Source organism: Dyella sp. KRB-257, from assembly GCF_049445995.1.
In the GTDB taxonomy this organism is placed as follows: Bacteria; Pseudomonadota; Gammaproteobacteria; order Xanthomonadales; family Rhodanobacteraceae; genus Dyella_A.
Window position 1 is genome coordinate 49,308 of sequence record NZ_JBMSDZ010000007.1, and the last position, 15,410, is coordinate 64,717.

At 69.6% G+C, this 15,410-nt stretch carries 16 protein-coding genes and 1 pseudogene; 8 read left to right on the top strand and 9 right to left on the bottom strand.

What is annotated here, in order from left to right; translation table 11 throughout:
* Positions 1–13 precede the first annotated feature (13 nt).
* The 4 genes from ACO2Q2_RS07420 (at position 14) to lpdA (ending at position 4,924) form a co-directional block, all read left to right on the top strand.
* Complete coding sequence (locus tag ACO2Q2_RS07420) at positions 14–769, top strand: DUF2884 family protein (protein WP_423255126.1); 756 nt, start codon at positions 14–16, stop codon at positions 767–769.
* 120 nt (positions 770–889) lie between these two features.
* A complete protein-coding gene (locus tag ACO2Q2_RS07425) occupies positions 890–1,327 on the top strand; it encodes a hypothetical protein (protein WP_423255127.1) in 438 nt (145 codons plus the stop codon).
* A gap of 289 nt (positions 1,328–1,616) precedes the next feature.
* Positions 1,617–2,966 (top strand): dihydrolipoyllysine-residue acetyltransferase, encoded by a 1,350-nt coding sequence (aceF, locus tag ACO2Q2_RS07430; protein WP_423255128.1) that lies wholly within the window; start codon positions 1,617–1,619, stop codon positions 2,964–2,966.
* Positions 2,967–3,151: 185 nt separating this feature from the next.
* Positions 3,152–4,924 carry a dihydrolipoyl dehydrogenase gene (gene lpdA, locus ACO2Q2_RS07435; RefSeq protein ID WP_423255129.1) on the top strand — a complete coding sequence of 591 codons (1,773 nt, stop codon included), beginning with the start codon at positions 3,152–3,154 and terminating at the stop codon, positions 4,922–4,924.
* A gap of 200 nt (positions 4,925–5,124) precedes the next feature.
* Here lpdA and ACO2Q2_RS07440 read toward each other — a convergent pair whose 3' ends face one another.
* From ACO2Q2_RS07440 to ACO2Q2_RS07455, 4 genes and pseudogenes are all read right to left on the bottom strand, one after another.
* Positions 5,125–5,334, bottom strand: a complete 210-nt coding sequence (locus ACO2Q2_RS07440) for a cold-shock protein (RefSeq protein WP_423255130.1) — start codon at positions 5,332–5,334, stop codon at positions 5,125–5,127.
* 372 nt (positions 5,335–5,706) lie between these two features.
* Positions 5,707–5,829 (bottom strand): annotated as a pseudogene (locus ACO2Q2_RS07445) (MarR family transcriptional regulator); the annotation flags it as partial.
* Between the two features lie 11 nt (positions 5,830–5,840).
* Positions 5,841–6,932 (bottom strand): DNA polymerase IV, encoded by a 1,092-nt coding sequence (dinB, locus tag ACO2Q2_RS07450; protein WP_423255131.1) that lies wholly within the window; start codon positions 6,930–6,932, stop codon positions 5,841–5,843.
* Positions 6,933–6,994: 62 nt separating this feature from the next.
* Complete coding sequence (locus tag ACO2Q2_RS07455; protein ID WP_423255132.1) at positions 6,995–7,945, bottom strand: UPF0104 family protein; 951 nt, start codon at positions 7,943–7,945, stop codon at positions 6,995–6,997.
* Positions 7,946–8,094: 149 nt separating this feature from the next.
* Between ACO2Q2_RS07455 and ACO2Q2_RS07460 the strand changes: the two genes are divergently transcribed.
* Positions 8,095–9,435 carry an APC family permease gene (locus ACO2Q2_RS07460; RefSeq protein WP_423255133.1) on the top strand — a complete coding sequence of 447 codons (1,341 nt, stop codon included), beginning with the start codon at positions 8,095–8,097 and terminating at the stop codon, positions 9,433–9,435.
* A gap of 71 nt (positions 9,436–9,506) precedes the next feature.
* Here ACO2Q2_RS07460 and ACO2Q2_RS07465 read toward each other — a convergent pair whose 3' ends face one another.
* The 4 genes from ACO2Q2_RS07465 to ACO2Q2_RS07480 form a co-directional block, all read right to left on the bottom strand.
* Complete coding sequence (locus ACO2Q2_RS07465) at positions 9,507–10,847, bottom strand: DNA polymerase Y family protein (protein WP_423255134.1); 1,341 nt, start codon at positions 10,845–10,847, stop codon at positions 9,507–9,509.
* Positions 10,848–10,909: 62 nt separating this feature from the next.
* Positions 10,910–11,317, bottom strand: a complete 408-nt coding sequence (locus ACO2Q2_RS07470; RefSeq protein WP_423255135.1) for a hypothetical protein — start codon at positions 11,315–11,317, stop codon at positions 10,910–10,912.
* A complete protein-coding gene (locus ACO2Q2_RS07475; protein WP_423255136.1) occupies positions 11,314–11,784 on the bottom strand; it encodes a DUF962 domain-containing protein in 471 nt (156 codons plus the stop codon). Before ACO2Q2_RS07475 ends, ACO2Q2_RS07470 begins: the two co-directional genes overlap by 4 nt.
* 25 nt (positions 11,785–11,809) lie before the next feature.
* On the bottom strand, positions 11,810–12,736 hold the full coding sequence (locus ACO2Q2_RS07480) for a phosphoribosylaminoimidazolesuccinocarboxamide synthase (protein WP_423255137.1): 927 nt from the start codon (positions 12,734–12,736) through the stop codon (positions 11,810–11,812).
* Between the two features lie 114 nt (positions 12,737–12,850).
* Here ACO2Q2_RS07480 and ACO2Q2_RS07485 point away from each other — a divergent pair, with 114 nt between their 5' ends.
* The 3 genes from ACO2Q2_RS07485 to rpe all read left to right on the top strand — a co-directional run bounded on the left by ACO2Q2_RS07485 (position 12,851) and on the right by rpe (position 14,799).
* Complete coding sequence (locus ACO2Q2_RS07485; RefSeq protein ID WP_423255138.1) at positions 12,851–13,165, top strand: c-type cytochrome; 315 nt, start codon at positions 12,851–12,853, stop codon at positions 13,163–13,165.
* The gene (gene djlA / locus ACO2Q2_RS07490) at positions 13,162–13,962 is read left to right on the top strand and encodes a co-chaperone DjlA (RefSeq protein ID WP_423255139.1); all 801 of its coding nucleotides are present in this window, start codon (positions 13,162–13,164) and stop codon (positions 13,960–13,962) included. Before ACO2Q2_RS07485 ends, djlA begins: the two co-directional genes overlap by 4 nt.
* 168 nt (positions 13,963–14,130) lie before the next feature.
* Positions 14,131–14,799, top strand: a complete 669-nt coding sequence (gene rpe / locus ACO2Q2_RS07495) for a ribulose-phosphate 3-epimerase (RefSeq protein ID WP_423255140.1) — start codon at positions 14,131–14,133, stop codon at positions 14,797–14,799.
* A gap of 304 nt (positions 14,800–15,103) precedes the next feature.
* Here rpe and ACO2Q2_RS07500 read toward each other — a convergent pair whose 3' ends face one another.
* Positions 15,104–15,229, bottom strand: coding sequence for a hypothetical protein (locus ACO2Q2_RS07500; protein WP_423255141.1), 126 nt, complete (start codon positions 15,227–15,229; stop codon positions 15,104–15,106).
* Positions 15,230–15,410 lie beyond the last annotated feature (181 nt).

Here is a 15,410-nt window from a genome sequence, read left to right on the forward strand (position 1 = left end):
AAGTGAGTCGCCGATGCGTCTGGTTCCGTTGCTTCTCGTGTCCGCAGCATGGTTGCTGGCGACCCCGCTGCACGCCCGGCAGCTCGCCACGCGCTGTCACGCCAACAGCAGTTTCGATCTGACCGTGCAGCCGGACCGGCTGGTGTTCGACCGGCCTTCGCCGGCGCCGCGGCAGTTGGTGTTGAGCCACGGCAGCCTGATGGCCGACGGCGTACCCGTGCGGCTGAATGCCGAGGACGAGGATCGGCTCGCGCTGTTCGAACGCGAGTTGCGGGCGCTGGTACCGAAGGCGCGCGCGGTGGCTCGTCGCGGCGTCGACATCGCGGTGCAGGCGCTGCATCAGGAGGCCGCCGGCATGGGTCTCGGCGCAGCCGCGCGCAGCGAGCTGGACCAGCGCCTCGCGGCCGATGCCGCCGAACTGCGCCAGCGCATCGCTGCCAGCCAGAGCACGCACGACTGGCAGGGCGACGCCGCCCGGCAACTGGGCAACCGGATGGCCGCCGACCTCACGCCCATCGTCGCCGGCGATCTGGGCCAGCAGGCGCTGCAGGCGGCGATGAGCGGCGATCTGGACACCGCCGCGCGCCTGCGCGACCGAGCCGCGGATCTCGCCACCGCGCTGCGTCCGCGGCTGGAGCGGCGCATGCAGGCACTGGCGCCTGCGGTGGATGCGCTGTGCCCCTCGATCCACCGGCTGGCCGAACTGCAGCAGGGCGTACGCGATGCGGCCGGTCGGCCGCTGGACCTGCTCTCGGTGGACGGTCGCTGATCCGCCCGAAAGCGAACCACGGCTAAAGCGCGAGTGCCGGAAGCGCCCGGGTTAACCCGGGGGTAAGCGGCCCGCCGCCAGCATGGCAATTCCTCAGTCCACTCATAGAGACCACGCGCCGTGTCGCTGGCATCGCAGCCCCTGTACAACGACCTGATCCGCCGCAGCATTGATCTGCAGCGCCTGTGCAAGCAGGCGGCACAGCAGGTGGAGGAGCCCGGCCTGCGCGTGGTGCTGCTGGAAAACGCCGCCGCGCTGGAGCTGCTGATCCTCGACCTGCAGATGCAGTTGGCTGCGCAGGGCGGGCGGCCCGCCACGCGCGGGCGCTGGAACGCATCGCTGCCCTGGAGCTCGACGAGCTGGTGGATGCGCAGCGTGACACTGAGCGACAACCAGTGGATCAGGCTGCTTGCGCGCCGCGAGGCAGCGCTGCTGGCCCGGTTCGAGCAGGTGCTGGGCGTGGCGAGCGCCGAGGCGGCCGCGGAGCTGGGGCGACTGGCCGGGCGCGTGCAGGCGGTGCATCTGGACATGCAGCATCTCGGCGTCGCGGCGCACTGAAGCGCCGTTGCAAGCCGCCGTACAGGGATTCGATCGGCGCGTCGAACCGATGCCGCGCCACCCGCCCCCGGCCTGTCGTCCACGCGCCGCCTGACCATGCCTCGCGCGCCGGTGCATGCAACCCTCCTTGGTGGTGGATGGCGCGTCTGTGCTGATCGGCGCGACGCGCCATACGTGCGCGAACGGTGTCATTGCAGACGTTTTCAGCCCCGCCGCCAGCGCGCCTTGGTTATGATGGAAGTCTTGCCGTGGTCCGTTTCCGCGGCCCGCCCATTCCCCAGGAGTCCCCATGGCCGACCTCAAAGAAGCACGCGTTCCGGATATCGGCGGCGACAAGGTCCCGGTGATCGAGATCTTGATCAAGGTCGGCGACCGCGTCGAAAAAGAGCAGAGCCTGATCACGCTGGAATCGGACAAGGCGACGATGGAGGTCCCCGCGCCGTTCGCCGGGGTGGTGAAGGAGCTCAAGCTCAAGGTGGGCGATGAGGTGGCCGAGGGCAGCGTGATCGCGCTGATCGAGGCCGCTGGCGACAGCGCACCGGTCGCGGCGCCGGCCGCCGCGCCCGCCGCTGCCGGCATGCCGGTGGCGCAGGGCGGCCCGAAGATCGAGGAGCAGCCATCGCCGATCGCCGCGCGCGGCGTGCTGCCCGGCAACGTGCCGGAAGGCGACGTGCCGCCGCAGGCGCGCCCGCCGTTCGACGCGAAGATCGTCATGCCGGGTGACGCGCCCTACGCCAGCCCGGCGATCCGTGCCTTTGCACGCGAGTTGGGCGTGGACGTGCATCAGGTGAAAGGCTCCGGTCGCGGCGGCCGCATCCAGCGCGAGGACGTGGCGGCCTACGTCAAGCACGCGCTGGCCTCCGGCGCCCGTCCGGTGCAGGGCGCGCCGGTCGCGGCCGGCGGCGGCCTCAGTCTGCTGCCGTGGCCGAAGGTCGACTTCGCCAAGTTCGGCCAGATCGAGGAGAAGCCGCTCTCGCGCATCCAGAAGATCTCCGGCGCCAACCTCGCCCGCAACTGGGCGATGATCCCGCACGTCACCCAGCACGAGGACGCCGACATCACCGAGCTGGAGGCTTTCCGCAAGAAGCTCGGCGAGGAGAACAAGGAGCTGAAGATCACCCCGCTGGTGTTCCAGATGAAGGCGGTGGTGGCGGCGCTTAAAGCCTTCCCGCAGTTCAATGCCTCGCTCGACGAGACCGGCGAGAAGCTGATCCTCAAGAAGTACTTCCACATCGGCATCGCGGTGGACACGCCCGATGGCCTGGTGGTGCCGGTGATCCGCGACGTCGACAAGAAGGGCCTGCTGGATCTCGCCCGCGAGCTGGGCGCGATCTCGAAGAAGGCGCGCGACAAGAAGCTCGGCCCGGCCGACATGTCCGGCGGCTGCTTCTCGATCTCCTCGCTGGGCGGCATCGGCGGCACGGCGTTTACGCCGATCGTCAACGCGCCGGAGGTGGCGATCCTCGGCGTCTCCAAGGCGGCGATGAAGCCGGTGTGGAACGGCAGGGAGTTCGCGCCGCGGCTGCTGCTGCCGCTGTCGCTGTCCTACGACCACCGCGTGATCGACGGCGCGCTGGCCGCGCGCTTTGCCGCCTTCCTCGCACAGCAACTGGGCGACATCCGCCGCCTGCTGCTCTGACGGGGGCGAACGGTGCCCGCCAGCCAGCCAGGCGATGCATCGCCGGTCGATGGCAATGACGCGGTCCGTGACGTCGCGCGGGACGTGGCCGAGGCCAACGCCGGCGGCGCATCCCCCGCCGCCTCGACATTCCCCGAATCCGGCGCCAGCCGCTGACATCCCCGCATTTCCAAAGGAACAACAACATGGCCAACTCGCTCGAAATCAAGGTGCCCGACATCGGCGGCCACGAGAACGTGCCGGTGATCGAGGTGCTGGTGAAGGAGGGCGACACCGTCGCCAAGGACCAGAGCCTGATCACGCTGGAGTCGGACAAGGCGACGATGGAGATTCCTTCCACCGCCGCCGGCGTCATCACGTCGCTCAAGCTGAAGGTGGGCGACGAGGTGTCCGAGGGCGCGCTGATCGCCGTGCTGGAAAGCCGCGAGGAACAGGCCGCGGCGCCGGCGCCTGCAGCGGCGCCCGCGTCGGCCCCGGCTGCCCCGGCGCCAGCCCCCGCCGCCGCAGCTGCGACCGCTCAGGCAGCCGACGCCTCCGGCCGCATGGCGGACATCACCTGCCAGATGGTGGTGCTCGGCTCCGGTCCCGGCGGCTACACCGCCGCCTTCCGCGCCGCCGACCTCGGTCTCGACACGGTGCTGGTCGAGCGCTACGACACGCTCGGCGGCGTCTGTCTCAACGTCGGCTGCATTCCGTCCAAGGCGCTGCTGCACGCCGCCGCGGTGATCGACGAGGCGGAGGCGATGGCCGCGCACGGCGTGAGCTTCGGCAAGCCGAGCATCGACATCGACAAGCTGCGCGACTTCAAGTCCAAGGTGGTCGGCAAGCTCACCGGCGGCCTGTCCGGCATGGCCAGGCAGCGCAAGGTGCGCACGGTGCAGGGCACGGGCGCGTTCGTGTCGCCCAACGAAATCGAGGTGCAGACGGCCGAGGGTACGAAGCTGATCCGCTTCGAGCAGGCGATCATCGCCGCCGGCTCGCAGTCGGTGAAGCTGGGCATGTTCCCGTGGGACGACGAGCGCGTGCTCGATTCCACCCGCGCGCTGGAATTGAAAGACGTGCCGAAAAAGCTGCTCGTCGTCGGCGGCGGCATCATCGGCCTGGAGATGGCCACGGTGTATTCCGCGCTCGGCAGCGCGGTGACCGTGGTCGAGTTCATGGACCAGATCATCCCCGGCGCCGACGCCGACCTGATCAAGCCGCTGGCGCAGCGCCTGGGCAAGAAGCTCAAGGGCATCCACCTCAAGACCAAGGTGACCTCGGCCAAGGCCACCAAGCTGGGCATCGAGGTCAGCTACGAGGGCGAGAGCATCCCGGCCGATACCGTGTTCGACCGCGTGCTGGTGTCGGTCGGCCGCGCGCCCAACGGCGCCCGGATCGGCGCGGACAAGGCCGGCGTGGCGGTGACCGAGCGCGGTTTCATCCACGTCGACACGCAGATGCGCACCAATGTGCCGCATATCTTCGCCATCGGCGATCTGGTCGGCCAGCCGATGCTGGCGCACAAGGCCACGCACGAGGGCAAGGTGGCGGCCGAGGTCGCCGCCGGGCAGAAGAGCCACTTCGATGCGCGGGTGATTCCGTCCGTGGCCTATACCGATCCGGAGATCGCCTGGGTCGGCGTCACCGAACGCGAGGCGAAGGAAAAGGGCCTGAAGATCGGCGTGGGCAAGTTCCCGTGGGCGGCCAGCGGCCGCGCCATCGGCAACGACCGCACCGAGGGCCTCACCAAGCTGCTGTTCGACGAGGCGACCCATCGTGTGGTCGGTGGCGGCATCGTGGGCACGCACGCGGGCGACCTGATCAGCGAGATCGCACTGGCGATCGAGATGGGCGCCGAAGCGGCCGACATCGGGCTGACCATCCATCCGCATCCCACGCTGGGCGAGTCGGTGGGCATGGCGGCCGAGGTCTACGAAGGCACCATCACCGACCTGTACATCCCCCGGAAGAAATGATCCGGCGCGGCGCCTGCGGGGACCTCGAAAACCGCTCTTTGCTCGTCATTCCCGCTTGACCAGCTTCGCTGTTGAGAAGCTCTTCGCAGGAATGACGAGCCCGATTTCGAGTTTTTCGAGGTGCTCCTGCGGTGCTCCACAAGGAAAAAGCCCGCGCAAGCGCGGGCTTTTTCCTTATCCCGACGAACCGGGAAAGTGGCTTACGCAGCCTGGACTTCGTCCGCCTGCAGGCCCTTCGGGCCCTTGGTCACGACGAAGGTGACCTTCTGGCCTTCCTGCAGCGACTTGAAGCCGGTGCCCTGGATGGCGCGGAAGTGGACGAACAGGTCGTCACCACTTTCCGGGCTGATGAAACCGAAGCCCTTGGCATCGTTGAACCACTTGACGGTACCGCTCTGACGATTTGACATGACGCTTTGACCTTTGACACATGGATGTATACGGCGTGGAGTGAGGCAGACTCGCCGCAGGATGACGCAGTGCAGCCGAACCTCGCCTCAAGCACTACTCCGCCAGCGTACTCCATGTATGGCGGGTAATGCTTTACTTATTTTTCGACCGGTCTTTGGTGACGCCCGGCACTTGTCCGTAAATTCGTTACAAATGAATTACTTGCGTCGTTTCTAGGAATTTTTCCCGTCACCCTCGACGGTCGTCGGGAATGGCATTTTCCGGTTTTGTAGAGTCTCCTGATCGCCGCTTCGGCCTGCGACGCGCTGGCGCGGTCGGGAAAAGGGCGCCAGCCGAGCAGCCGGCGGGGGGGGGAGGGTTGGCGCGGGTGTAGCCGTCTCCAGCCGCTTGAGCAGCGGCGTCAGCGTGGCCGAGTCGGGGAGCAGCCGCTCGCCCACCTGCGAGACGGTGAGCCCGTCGCCCTCCCACAGCATCAGCATCACCAGGTACCGCGGCGGCAGCGGCATCATCCGGTCGGCGCCGGCCCGAACAGGTCGGTCTGCGCGGTGTAGGCGTCGGCATCGACAAACCCGGACAGGCCCACGCCCACCAGCCGGTAGCGGCTGTCGGCCGGACGCTCCACGCGGCTGCGCAACGCGCAGGCGATGTCGGCCAGTTCCTGCGCCGACTCCGGCCGGCTGGCCGGGGTGAGGCTGCGGGTCAGCGTCTGGAAATCGGCGGTCTTGAGCTTGAGCACCACCGTGCGCGCCACGCGGCCGGCCTCGCGCTGGTGGCCGGTCCAGGTCTTCTCGGCCAGCCGGCGGATGTGCGGTTCGAGTTCGTCCAGCCGCAGGTCGTGCTCGAACGTGTCTTCGGCCGACACCTGCACGCTGGGACGCTCCGGCTGCACCGGATGGTGGTCGATGCCCAGCGACAGCTCGTGCAGGCGGCGACCCCAGCGGCCGAAGCGCTGCTCCATCTCGGCCAGCGGCAGGGTGCGCAGTTGCGCCACGGTGGCGATGCCGAGCCCGGCCAGTCTCGCTTCCATCACCTTGCCCACGCCGGGCAGGCGCCCGACCTTGAGCGGCAGCAGGAACGCGTCCACCTGATGCGGCCGCACCACGAACAGGCCGTCCGGTTTGCGATGGTCGGAGGCGATCTTGGCGAGGAACTTGTTCGGGGCGACCCCGGCCGAGGCGGTGAGCCCGGTCTCCGCGCGGATCACCGCGCGGATCGCCTCGGCGGTCGCGGTGGCCGAGCCGAGGCCGCTCCTGGTGGCGGTGACGTCGAGGTAGGCCTCGTCCAGCGAGAGCGGCTCGATCAGGTCGGTGTGGCGGGCGAAGATCTCGCGGATCTGCCGCGACACCGCCCTGTAGCGGGCGAAGTCCGGCGGCACGAAGATCGCCTGCGGACACAGCCGCTCGGCGCGCACCGCCGGCATCGCCGAGCGCACGCCGAACGGGCGCGCCTCGTAACTGGCCGCGCACACCACCGAGCGCGCGCCGCGCCACGCGACCACCACCGGCTTGCCGCGCAGCGCCGGATTGTCGCGCTGCTCGACCGACGCGTAGAACGCGTCCATGTCGATGTGGAGGATCTTGCGGACTGGGCCGGACACGCGCGCCTCGCCAAGCGGAGGCGTCGATTCTAACCAGCCATCCCCGGGAGTCCGACAGGCTCCTACGCCGCCGCGCCGCGCGTTTCGCACCGGCGCCGGCGCAGTTCGAACGCGGCCAGCGCCACGCTGCCGAACACGAACGGCCCCAGCGTGTAGGTGAGCCGATAGCAGAGGATCGCGGCGAGCAGATCCGGCCGCTGGGCCTGGGTGAACGAGGCGAGCAGGATGGTCTCGAACACGCCCAGCCCGCCCGGTGCGTGGCTGACCAGTCCGGCCAGCACCGCCGCCACGTAGACCGGCAGGAAATCCACGAACGGCGGCGCGATGCCCGCCGGCAGCAGCACGTACAGCGCGGCGATCGCCGCGGTCATCTCGACCGCACCGATCAGCATCTGTACGGCGGCGTGGCGTGCGTCGGGAAACTTCAGCGTCCAGCCGCCCAGCGCGAGCTCGCGTGGCGCCGCACCGAGCCACCACCACCATGCCGCCAGCGCGCCGACCAGCGCCAGCCCCGGCCAGCGACCCCAGCCGTCGGTGATCGCCGGCTCCCAGCACAGCGCACCGGCGATCACCACGGCAAACCCCAGCCCGACGCCCATGCCGGCCACGCCGACGATACGCGCGATATCGCCCGCGCCCAGTCCGGCCGGGCCGTAGATGCGGTAGCGCACCGCACTGGTGGTGATCGCGTGGAAGCCGAGCAGGTTGCCGATGGCATTGGACACCGCGCCGGCGAACGCGGCACGGCGCAACGACACCCGCTCGCCTGCGGTCAGCCGCACGGCCTGCATCTCGAAAGCGGCCAGCATGGCAAAGCTCAGCATGCCGGCGAGCGCCGAGGCGACGATGTCGCGCGCCGGCAGCTGCGACCACGCCGCGCTGAAGTCCCGCCAGCGCATCGCCTGCAGGTAGCGATGCAGCAGCCAGCCGGCGATACCCAGCATCGCCAGCGCCGCGGTTGCGGAAAGCGCACGCGTCCAGCGCGTGGCAGGTGAGCGCTGCGCGGTGGTCATGCCGCGTGCTGCGCGGTCGGCAAGGCGTGATGCATCGGCATCCGGGGCGCAAGGAAGGGGCACATTCTACGGCGGGCGGACGGGTGTCCGGGCACGCGCCGCGCCGCTCGTGTCAGGCTATGGCCTTCCACCATCACGGCCGCTCGACGATGACCGCCACTGCCGACGACCACGCTCCTTCCTACCTGCGCCGCCTGGGCACCTGGGACGCCGCCGCGATCGTGATCGGCGGCGTGATCGGCGCCGGCATCTTCCGCAATCCGGCCACCGTGGCCGAACGCACCTCGGCCGGCTGGCAGGTGCTGCTGCTGTGGGCGATCGGCGGCCTGCTCACGCTGGCCGGGGTGCTCTGCTACGCCGAGCTGGGCGCGCGCCGGCCGCAGGCGGGCGGCACCTACGTCTACCTGCGCGAGGCGTTCGGCAAGCTGCCGGCGTTCCTGTTCGGCTGGACCATGGCGCTGATCAACTACCCCGGCAGCGTGGCGGCGGTGGCGACCACCTTCGCCGACTATTTCTGCGCGGCGCTGGGCTTTCCCGGCAGTTTCGTCAAACCGGTGGCGGTGGGGTCGATCGCCTTCATCGTGGGCATCAACCTGTTCGGCATCCGCGCCGGCGCCTGGGTGCAGAACATCTTCACCGTGCTCAAGCTGGCGGCGATCGCGCTGCTGGTGGTGGTCGGGCTGCTCCTGGCGCGCGGCCACCTCGGCGGCGCGCTGGCGGCCGATCCGGTGCACGTGGCGTCGCCGGGCGATTTCCTCGGCGCACTGCTGCCGGTGCTGTTCGCCTACGGCGGCTTCCACTACCTCAACGACCTGGCCGGGGAGGTGCGCGATCCGCAGCGCACACTGCCGCGCGCGCTCGGGCTGGGCATGGCCGGCGTGGTGGGCAGTTACCTGCTGGTGAACTTCGCCTATCTGGCCGGGCTCGGCCACGCCGGCCTCGCCGCCAGCTCGGCGCCGGCGGCCGACCTGCTGCGCGACCTGCTCGGCCCGCGCGGCGCGACGATCATGGCGCTGGGCATCGCCTGCTCCACCTTCGGCTACTGCGCCATCGCCATCGCCGGCGGCGCGCGCGTGCTGCAGACCATGGGCAGCGACGGCATGTTCTTCAGCGCGGTGGGACGGATCGATCCCACCAGCCGCGCACCCCAGGTGGCGCTGGCGACGCTGGGCGCGTGGGCGATCGTGCTCACCCTGTCGGGCAGCTTCGGCCAGTTGCTGGACTACACCACGGTCGGTGAATGGCTGGCGCACGCGTTCGGCATCGCCACGCTGTTCTGGTATCGCCGCCACCTCGCGCGCGAGCCTTCGCCCTATCGCGTGCCGTTCTATCCGCTGCTGCCGCTGGTGTTCGTGGTGACGGTGCTGGGCGTGATCGTCGCCACCTCGATCCACGCCCCGCGCGACGCGGGCATGAGCCTGCTGATCATCGCGCTGGGCGTACCGGCCTTCTACGGCTGGCGCTGGCTGGAGCGGCAGGCGACCGACTGAGACCAAAAAAATCGCCCGCCTACTGCGCCCGCCGCCAAACGCCGGTGCCGGCGGCGCGGCCGGCACCGGATTCAACGGCTCTTCTTCGATCGATGCGCCTGTTCGGCCAGCACCCTGGCCCGATTGAACGACTGCAGCCACAGTGCTTCGTGGCCGGCCTCGTTTTCGGTCTCGCTGTCGGGAATGCGGCTGAAGGGAATGCGCATCGGCGCCGCCTGATGCTCCAGCGCCTTCTGCATGCTGGCGAAATAGACCTTGTTGAGACCGAACTTGCGGTTGATGCGATCGACGACGTCATCGACCTTGCCCGCGTTCGCGTCCTGCGCGAACAGCGAGCCGGTGCTGTGGCGGCGCTCGATCAACCGATGCAGCGTCACGCTGACGGACAGCGGCACGGCGCCCGCGGGCCCGGGCAGCAGGGCGTGCCGGCGGCGGCCGGTGTCGATCATCAGGGTCAGCATGCGCAGCAGTTCGCGGGTGTCGTCGGTGGGATCGAAGCCAAGATCGGCCTCCCACCGCGCATCGTGGCCGACATGGCGGATGCGTACCGCCAGCGCGCCGGCCAGCAGGGCTTCCCGGCGCAGCCGCATGGCGGCCTTCACCAACAGCTTTTTCAGCACGGCGCGTGCGCCGGCAGGGTGCCGCAGTTCGGGACCCAGCACGTGCGAATGCCCCAGCGAGCCGCGCTGCGTGGCGGTCGGCGGCATCCACACACCGCGCAGCTGGCTCCACATGCGCTCGCCTTCGATGCTGCCCCAGGCGTGCCGGAGCAGGGATTTCGGGGCCGCGGTGAGCTGGGCGACGGTGGTGATGCCGTGCGCGTGCAGGCGCTGTTCCATGGCGGCGCCGATGCCGCACAGGTCGCGCAGTTGCAGCGCATGCAGCACGTGCGGCAGGTTGCCCGCCTCGATCACGGTCAGACCGTCGGGCTTGCGCATGTCCGAGGCGGTCTTGGCCAGGAATTCGTTCGGCGCGATGCCGATCGAGCAGCGGATCGCCCCGCCGGGCGCCGCTTGAGCCACGCACGCCTTGATCCGGGCGGCGAGGGCGACCGCCTCTTCGCGCCGGCACTGGCGTCCCACCAGTTCGCACGCGACCTCGTCGATGGAGCCGACGCGCGCAATGGGGATGGCCTGGTCGATCGCTTCGAGCAGGCGGTGATGCCATGCGACATAGCGCTCCGGGCGTGCCAGCCGGATCACCAGGCCCGGACACCGCCGCCGCGCTTCGCTCACCAGCGTGCCGGTGCCGACACCGTGCGCCTTGGCTTCGTAGCTGGCGGCGATCAGGCTGGTGGTCTCGGCCTCGACCGGCACGACACCGACGGGGCGTCCGCGCAACGCCGGCACCTCGTGCTGTTCGACCGAGGCGAAATAGCTGTTGAAGTCGACGAAAAGGCTGCGCAGGCTCATGGCTCACTCCGGGCCGCACGATATACCTGCCCCGTGTCTTGCCCGCCGAGACCGCCCGCCATTCAGGCCAGGCTGGTGGCGACGCCGAAGGCGATCGCCATCACCGCGGCCACCGCCAGGCAGGCGCTGGTGGGGCGGATGCGGCGGGCGTCCACGCGCGGGATCAGCCGCCACAGCAGCGCCACCCCGACCAGCATGTCCACCACGAGGACGCCGCGCAGCGCGTTGCTGGTCAGCAGCGCGCCATAGGGCGGGCGCACGTGGCCCTCGTGCACGGCCACCGCGCCGACCATCGCCATGCCGGCCATGGTCCACAGCAGGCTCGCGAGGTACACGCGGTTGAACACCACGCCGGCGCGCTCGTTCCAGCGCAGCAGCGGCCAGGCGATCAGCGAAAAGAACAGGGCGAGGATCGAGCTGTACAGCACCCACCACAGGAGGGTGCTGAGCACGGTGAGCAAAGTGGTCATGCGGAAGCCTTGAAGCCGAGCCGGCGCAGCAGCTTTTCCATCAGCCAGGCCGGGCCGACCAGCAGGTAGGAAAGATCGGTGAGGAAGCTCGGCCGGCGCCCCTCGAACTTGTGCCCGATGAACTGGCCGATCCAGGCCACCACGAAAATGCCGAGCGCCAGCCAGCGCAGGTCGGCTGCGCCGAGCCGGTTGAACAACAAGGCGGTGAGCAGCGCCAACGCGGCGAAGGCCAGCAGCAGTGCGCCGCCGAGCCGGTGCGAGCGCTTCCAGTACCAGGCGAACGCCAGCACCATTGCCAGCACCGCCCAGGCTCCGGGTTGCAGGAAGCGCGCCGGCACCGGGATCGTCCACAGCAGCGCGATCACGCTCCACACGATCGGCGGCACGCACAGCCAGTGCAGGCGCTGGTTGATCGGGTGCTGGTGATCGGCGCTGTAGCTGTCCAGCCAGTCCTGCATGGTGCGCATGGCGTGGTCTCCGTGGGCGGCCGGCTCAGGCGAGGGTGATGCCGGCCAGCCGCTGCAAGGCCTCGGCGTACTTCGCCTCGGTGCCGGCGATCACCTCGGCGGGAATGCGCGGACCCGGCGGCGTCTTGTTCCAGCCGATCGACTCCAGGTAGTCGCGCACGAACTGCTTGTCGTAGCTGGGCGGGCTGATGCCCACCCGGTACTGGTCGGCCGGCCAGTAGCGCGAGGAGTCGGGGGTGAGCATCTCGTCCATCACGTAGAGCGTGCCGTCCTCGTCGGTGCCGAACTCCAGCTTGGTGTCGGCCAGGATGATGCCGCGCTCGGCGGCGAACGCGCCGGCCCAGCGGTAGATCGCCAGCGTCGCGTCGCGCACCTTTTCGGCCAGCTCGCGGCCGGCCACGTTCACCACCGCGTCGAAGCTGACGTTCTCGTCGTGGTCGCCCACGGCGGCCTTGGTCGAGGGCGTGAAGATCGGTTCGGGCAGCTGCTGCGCCTGCTTGAGTCCGGCCGGCAGCGCGATGCCGCACACGGCGCCGGTGGCCTGGTAGTCCTTCCAGCCCGAGCCGATCAGGTAGCCGCGGGCGATCGCCTCCACCGGCACCGGCTTGAGCCGGCGCGCCACCACGGCGCGCCTGGCGTACAGCGCCAGGTCGGTGCCCGGCGGCAGCACCTCGGCCAGCGGCACGTCGAGCAGGTGGTTGGGCACCAGATGGGCGGTCCTGGCGAACCAGAAATTGGAGATCTGGGTGAGCAACTCGCCCTTGCCCGGGATCGGGTCGGGCAGCACCACGTCGAACGCGGACAGGCGATCGGTGGCCACGATGAGCAGCCGGGCGTCCTCAAGACGACCATCGGGGCGATGCCCGCGGGGCAGCGCATACACATCGCGCACCTTGCCGCGGTGGATCAGCTCCAGGCCGGGCAGGTTCGATTGGGACAAAGTGGTGGGCACGGATCGGTTCCGGGTGGGGCGGGCGCGGCATAGTGTAACGGCGCGGCCCCCGGCCGGGCCGCCGCCGGCGGGGGCGCTGGTAGACTGGCGCGTCTTCCACCCCGTGTGTTGCCGATGCGAACCGTCCTGATCGCGGCGCTGTGCCTGGTCGCCGCTGCGCCCCTCCGGGCCGAGATGCCTGCCCGCCCCGCCCGCCTCGGGCTCTGTGCCGCCTGCCACGGCGAGCGCGGCATGGCGCAGGTGCCCGGCACGCCCAATCTCGCCGGGCAGAAGCTCGATTATTTGCGCGAAGCGCTGAAGCAGTACCGCGACGGCCGCCGCGACGTGGCGCTGATGAAGGCCGCGATCGGCCCGGTCAGCGACGCCGAGCTCGACCGGCTGGCGCAGTGGTACAGCGCGCAGACGCCCGTGGCGCCGGCGCAGCCATGAGCTACACCTACACCGTCTGGTTCGCCCTCGTCGGCCTGTTCTTCGGCCACGGCCTGCCGGGCGCCGTGGTCGGCGCGCTGATCGGCTTCGTGCTGGACAACATGCGCTACAGCCATCGCCGCAGCGCGGTGCCGGAGGCCGGCGGCTTCATCCGTCCGCTGTTCGCCCTGCTCGGCGCGGTGGCCAAGAGCGACGGCCGCGTCTCCGAGGCGGAGATCGCCATCGCCGAGCGTCTGATGACCCGCATGGGCCTGGACCCCGCCCAGCGACAGGAGGCGATCGCCAGCTTCAACCGCGGCAAGACGGTGGAATTCGACGTCTCGCCGGCCATCGGCGAACTGCGCGACTGGGTCGGCCTGCGCCGCGACCACGCGTTCCCGGTGCTCGACGTGGTGATCGAGACCGTGCTGGCCGAAGGCAACCCGCCGCCGGAGAAGATGGCGATCCTGCGCCAGCTCGCCTTCGCCATGCGGGTGAGCGACATGGAGCTGATGGCGCTGATGGCGATGAAGGGCTACGCCTGGAACGCCGGCAGCGGCCCGCGCGGCGGCAATGGCGGTGGCGGCTACGTGCCGCCGCACCGCTCCACCGGCGGCCCCGACCCGTATGCCGTGCTCGGCGTGCAGCGCAATGCGGACGAGCGCACGATCAAGCGCGCCTACCGCAAGCTGATCTCCGAGCATCACCCCGACCGCCTGGGCGACCTGCCCGAAGACATGCGCAAGCGCGCCGAAGCGCGCGCCAGCGAGATCAACGCCGCCTACGAGCGGATCAAGGCCGAGAAAGGCTTCAAATAGAACGGGTAGGAGCGCACCCTGTGCGCGAAAAGCCTACGAAGAGGTGACGCCGCACATTCCGGTCGCGCGGTAGGAGCGCACCCTGTGCGCGATTGCCCTTCGCGATCAGATCAGATCAGATCATCAGAACCGGTCGCGCACAAGGTGCGCTCCTACAGAGATCGAGCCATGAGCAAGCAATCCCCCATCATCGCCCCGTCCATCCTCTCGGCCGATTTCGCCCGGCTCGGCGAGGACACCGCCCGGGTGCTCGCCGCCGGCGGCGACTGGGTGCACTTCGACGTGATGGACAACCATTACGTGCCCAACCTCACCATGGGTCCGATGGTGCTCAAGGCGCTGCGCGACTACGGCATCAGCGCGCACATCGACGTGCATCTGATGGTCAAGCCGGTCGACCGCATCGTGCCGGATTTCGCCAGGGCCGGCGCCAACTCGATCAGCTTCCATCCGGAAGCCAGCGAGCACGTCGACCGCACCATCGGCCTGATCAAGGAGGCCGGCTGCCAGGCCGGACTCGTGTTCAACCCCGCCACGCCGCTGAACTGGCTCGACCACGTGCTGGACAAGCTCGATTTCGTGCTGCTGATGTCGGTGAACCCGGGCTTCGGCGGGCAGAAGTTCATTCCTTCGGCGCTGGACAAGCTGCGCGAGGTGCGCCGGCGTATCGACGACAGCGGCCGGGCGATCCGGCTGGAAGTGGACGGCGGCGTCGGCGCCGACAACATCGGCGCCATCGCCGCGGCCGGGGCCGACACCTTCGTCGCCGGCTCGGCGATCTTCAACGCGCCGGACTACGCCGCGGCGATCGCCGCCATGCGTCGCGCCATCGGCTGATCGCCCCCGGGGGGACGCAAAAAAGAAGTCCCGGCGCCGCGAGGCACCGGGACAAGCGTCGTCGGACGCGTCAGGGGAGATCACCCGAGTGGGCGCCGCCCGCCGCCGCGCCGTGAAGCGCGGCGGCGGTGTTCCACGGCAATGGCGCGACGCCACTCGGAAGCTTGGAGCCACCGCAGGCGGCGATGGTTCCCACCCGTTCAGGATTTTCTTGCGATCCCGGAAAAAGACTCCCCTCGCGTGGAGGGGAGAAGGAACCGCCATGAAGGTCGGGGAAACGGCGGTGGATCGGTTGCCTGCTGAGCTACAGCGGTTGCCACTCCGGGTCGGGCTCCTCGCCCGGCGCCGCCGCGCGTCCCTGCGCGGCGGCGTAGCGGCCTTCCATGGCATCGGATCCAGCATCGAGCACGAACAGCGGGTGTGAATTCATCCGGATTCTCCTGGTTGATCAGGGCGTCCCTGGTGGGAACCTCGAAAAACTGCTCTTCGCGCGTCATTCCCGCGAAAGCGGGAATCCAGTGTCTTTGTTCTTCAGGGCCTTGGAGTCACTGGATCCCCGCTTTCGCGGGGATGACGAGCCTGATTCAGTGAATGCCCGTCAGCAGGCCGAG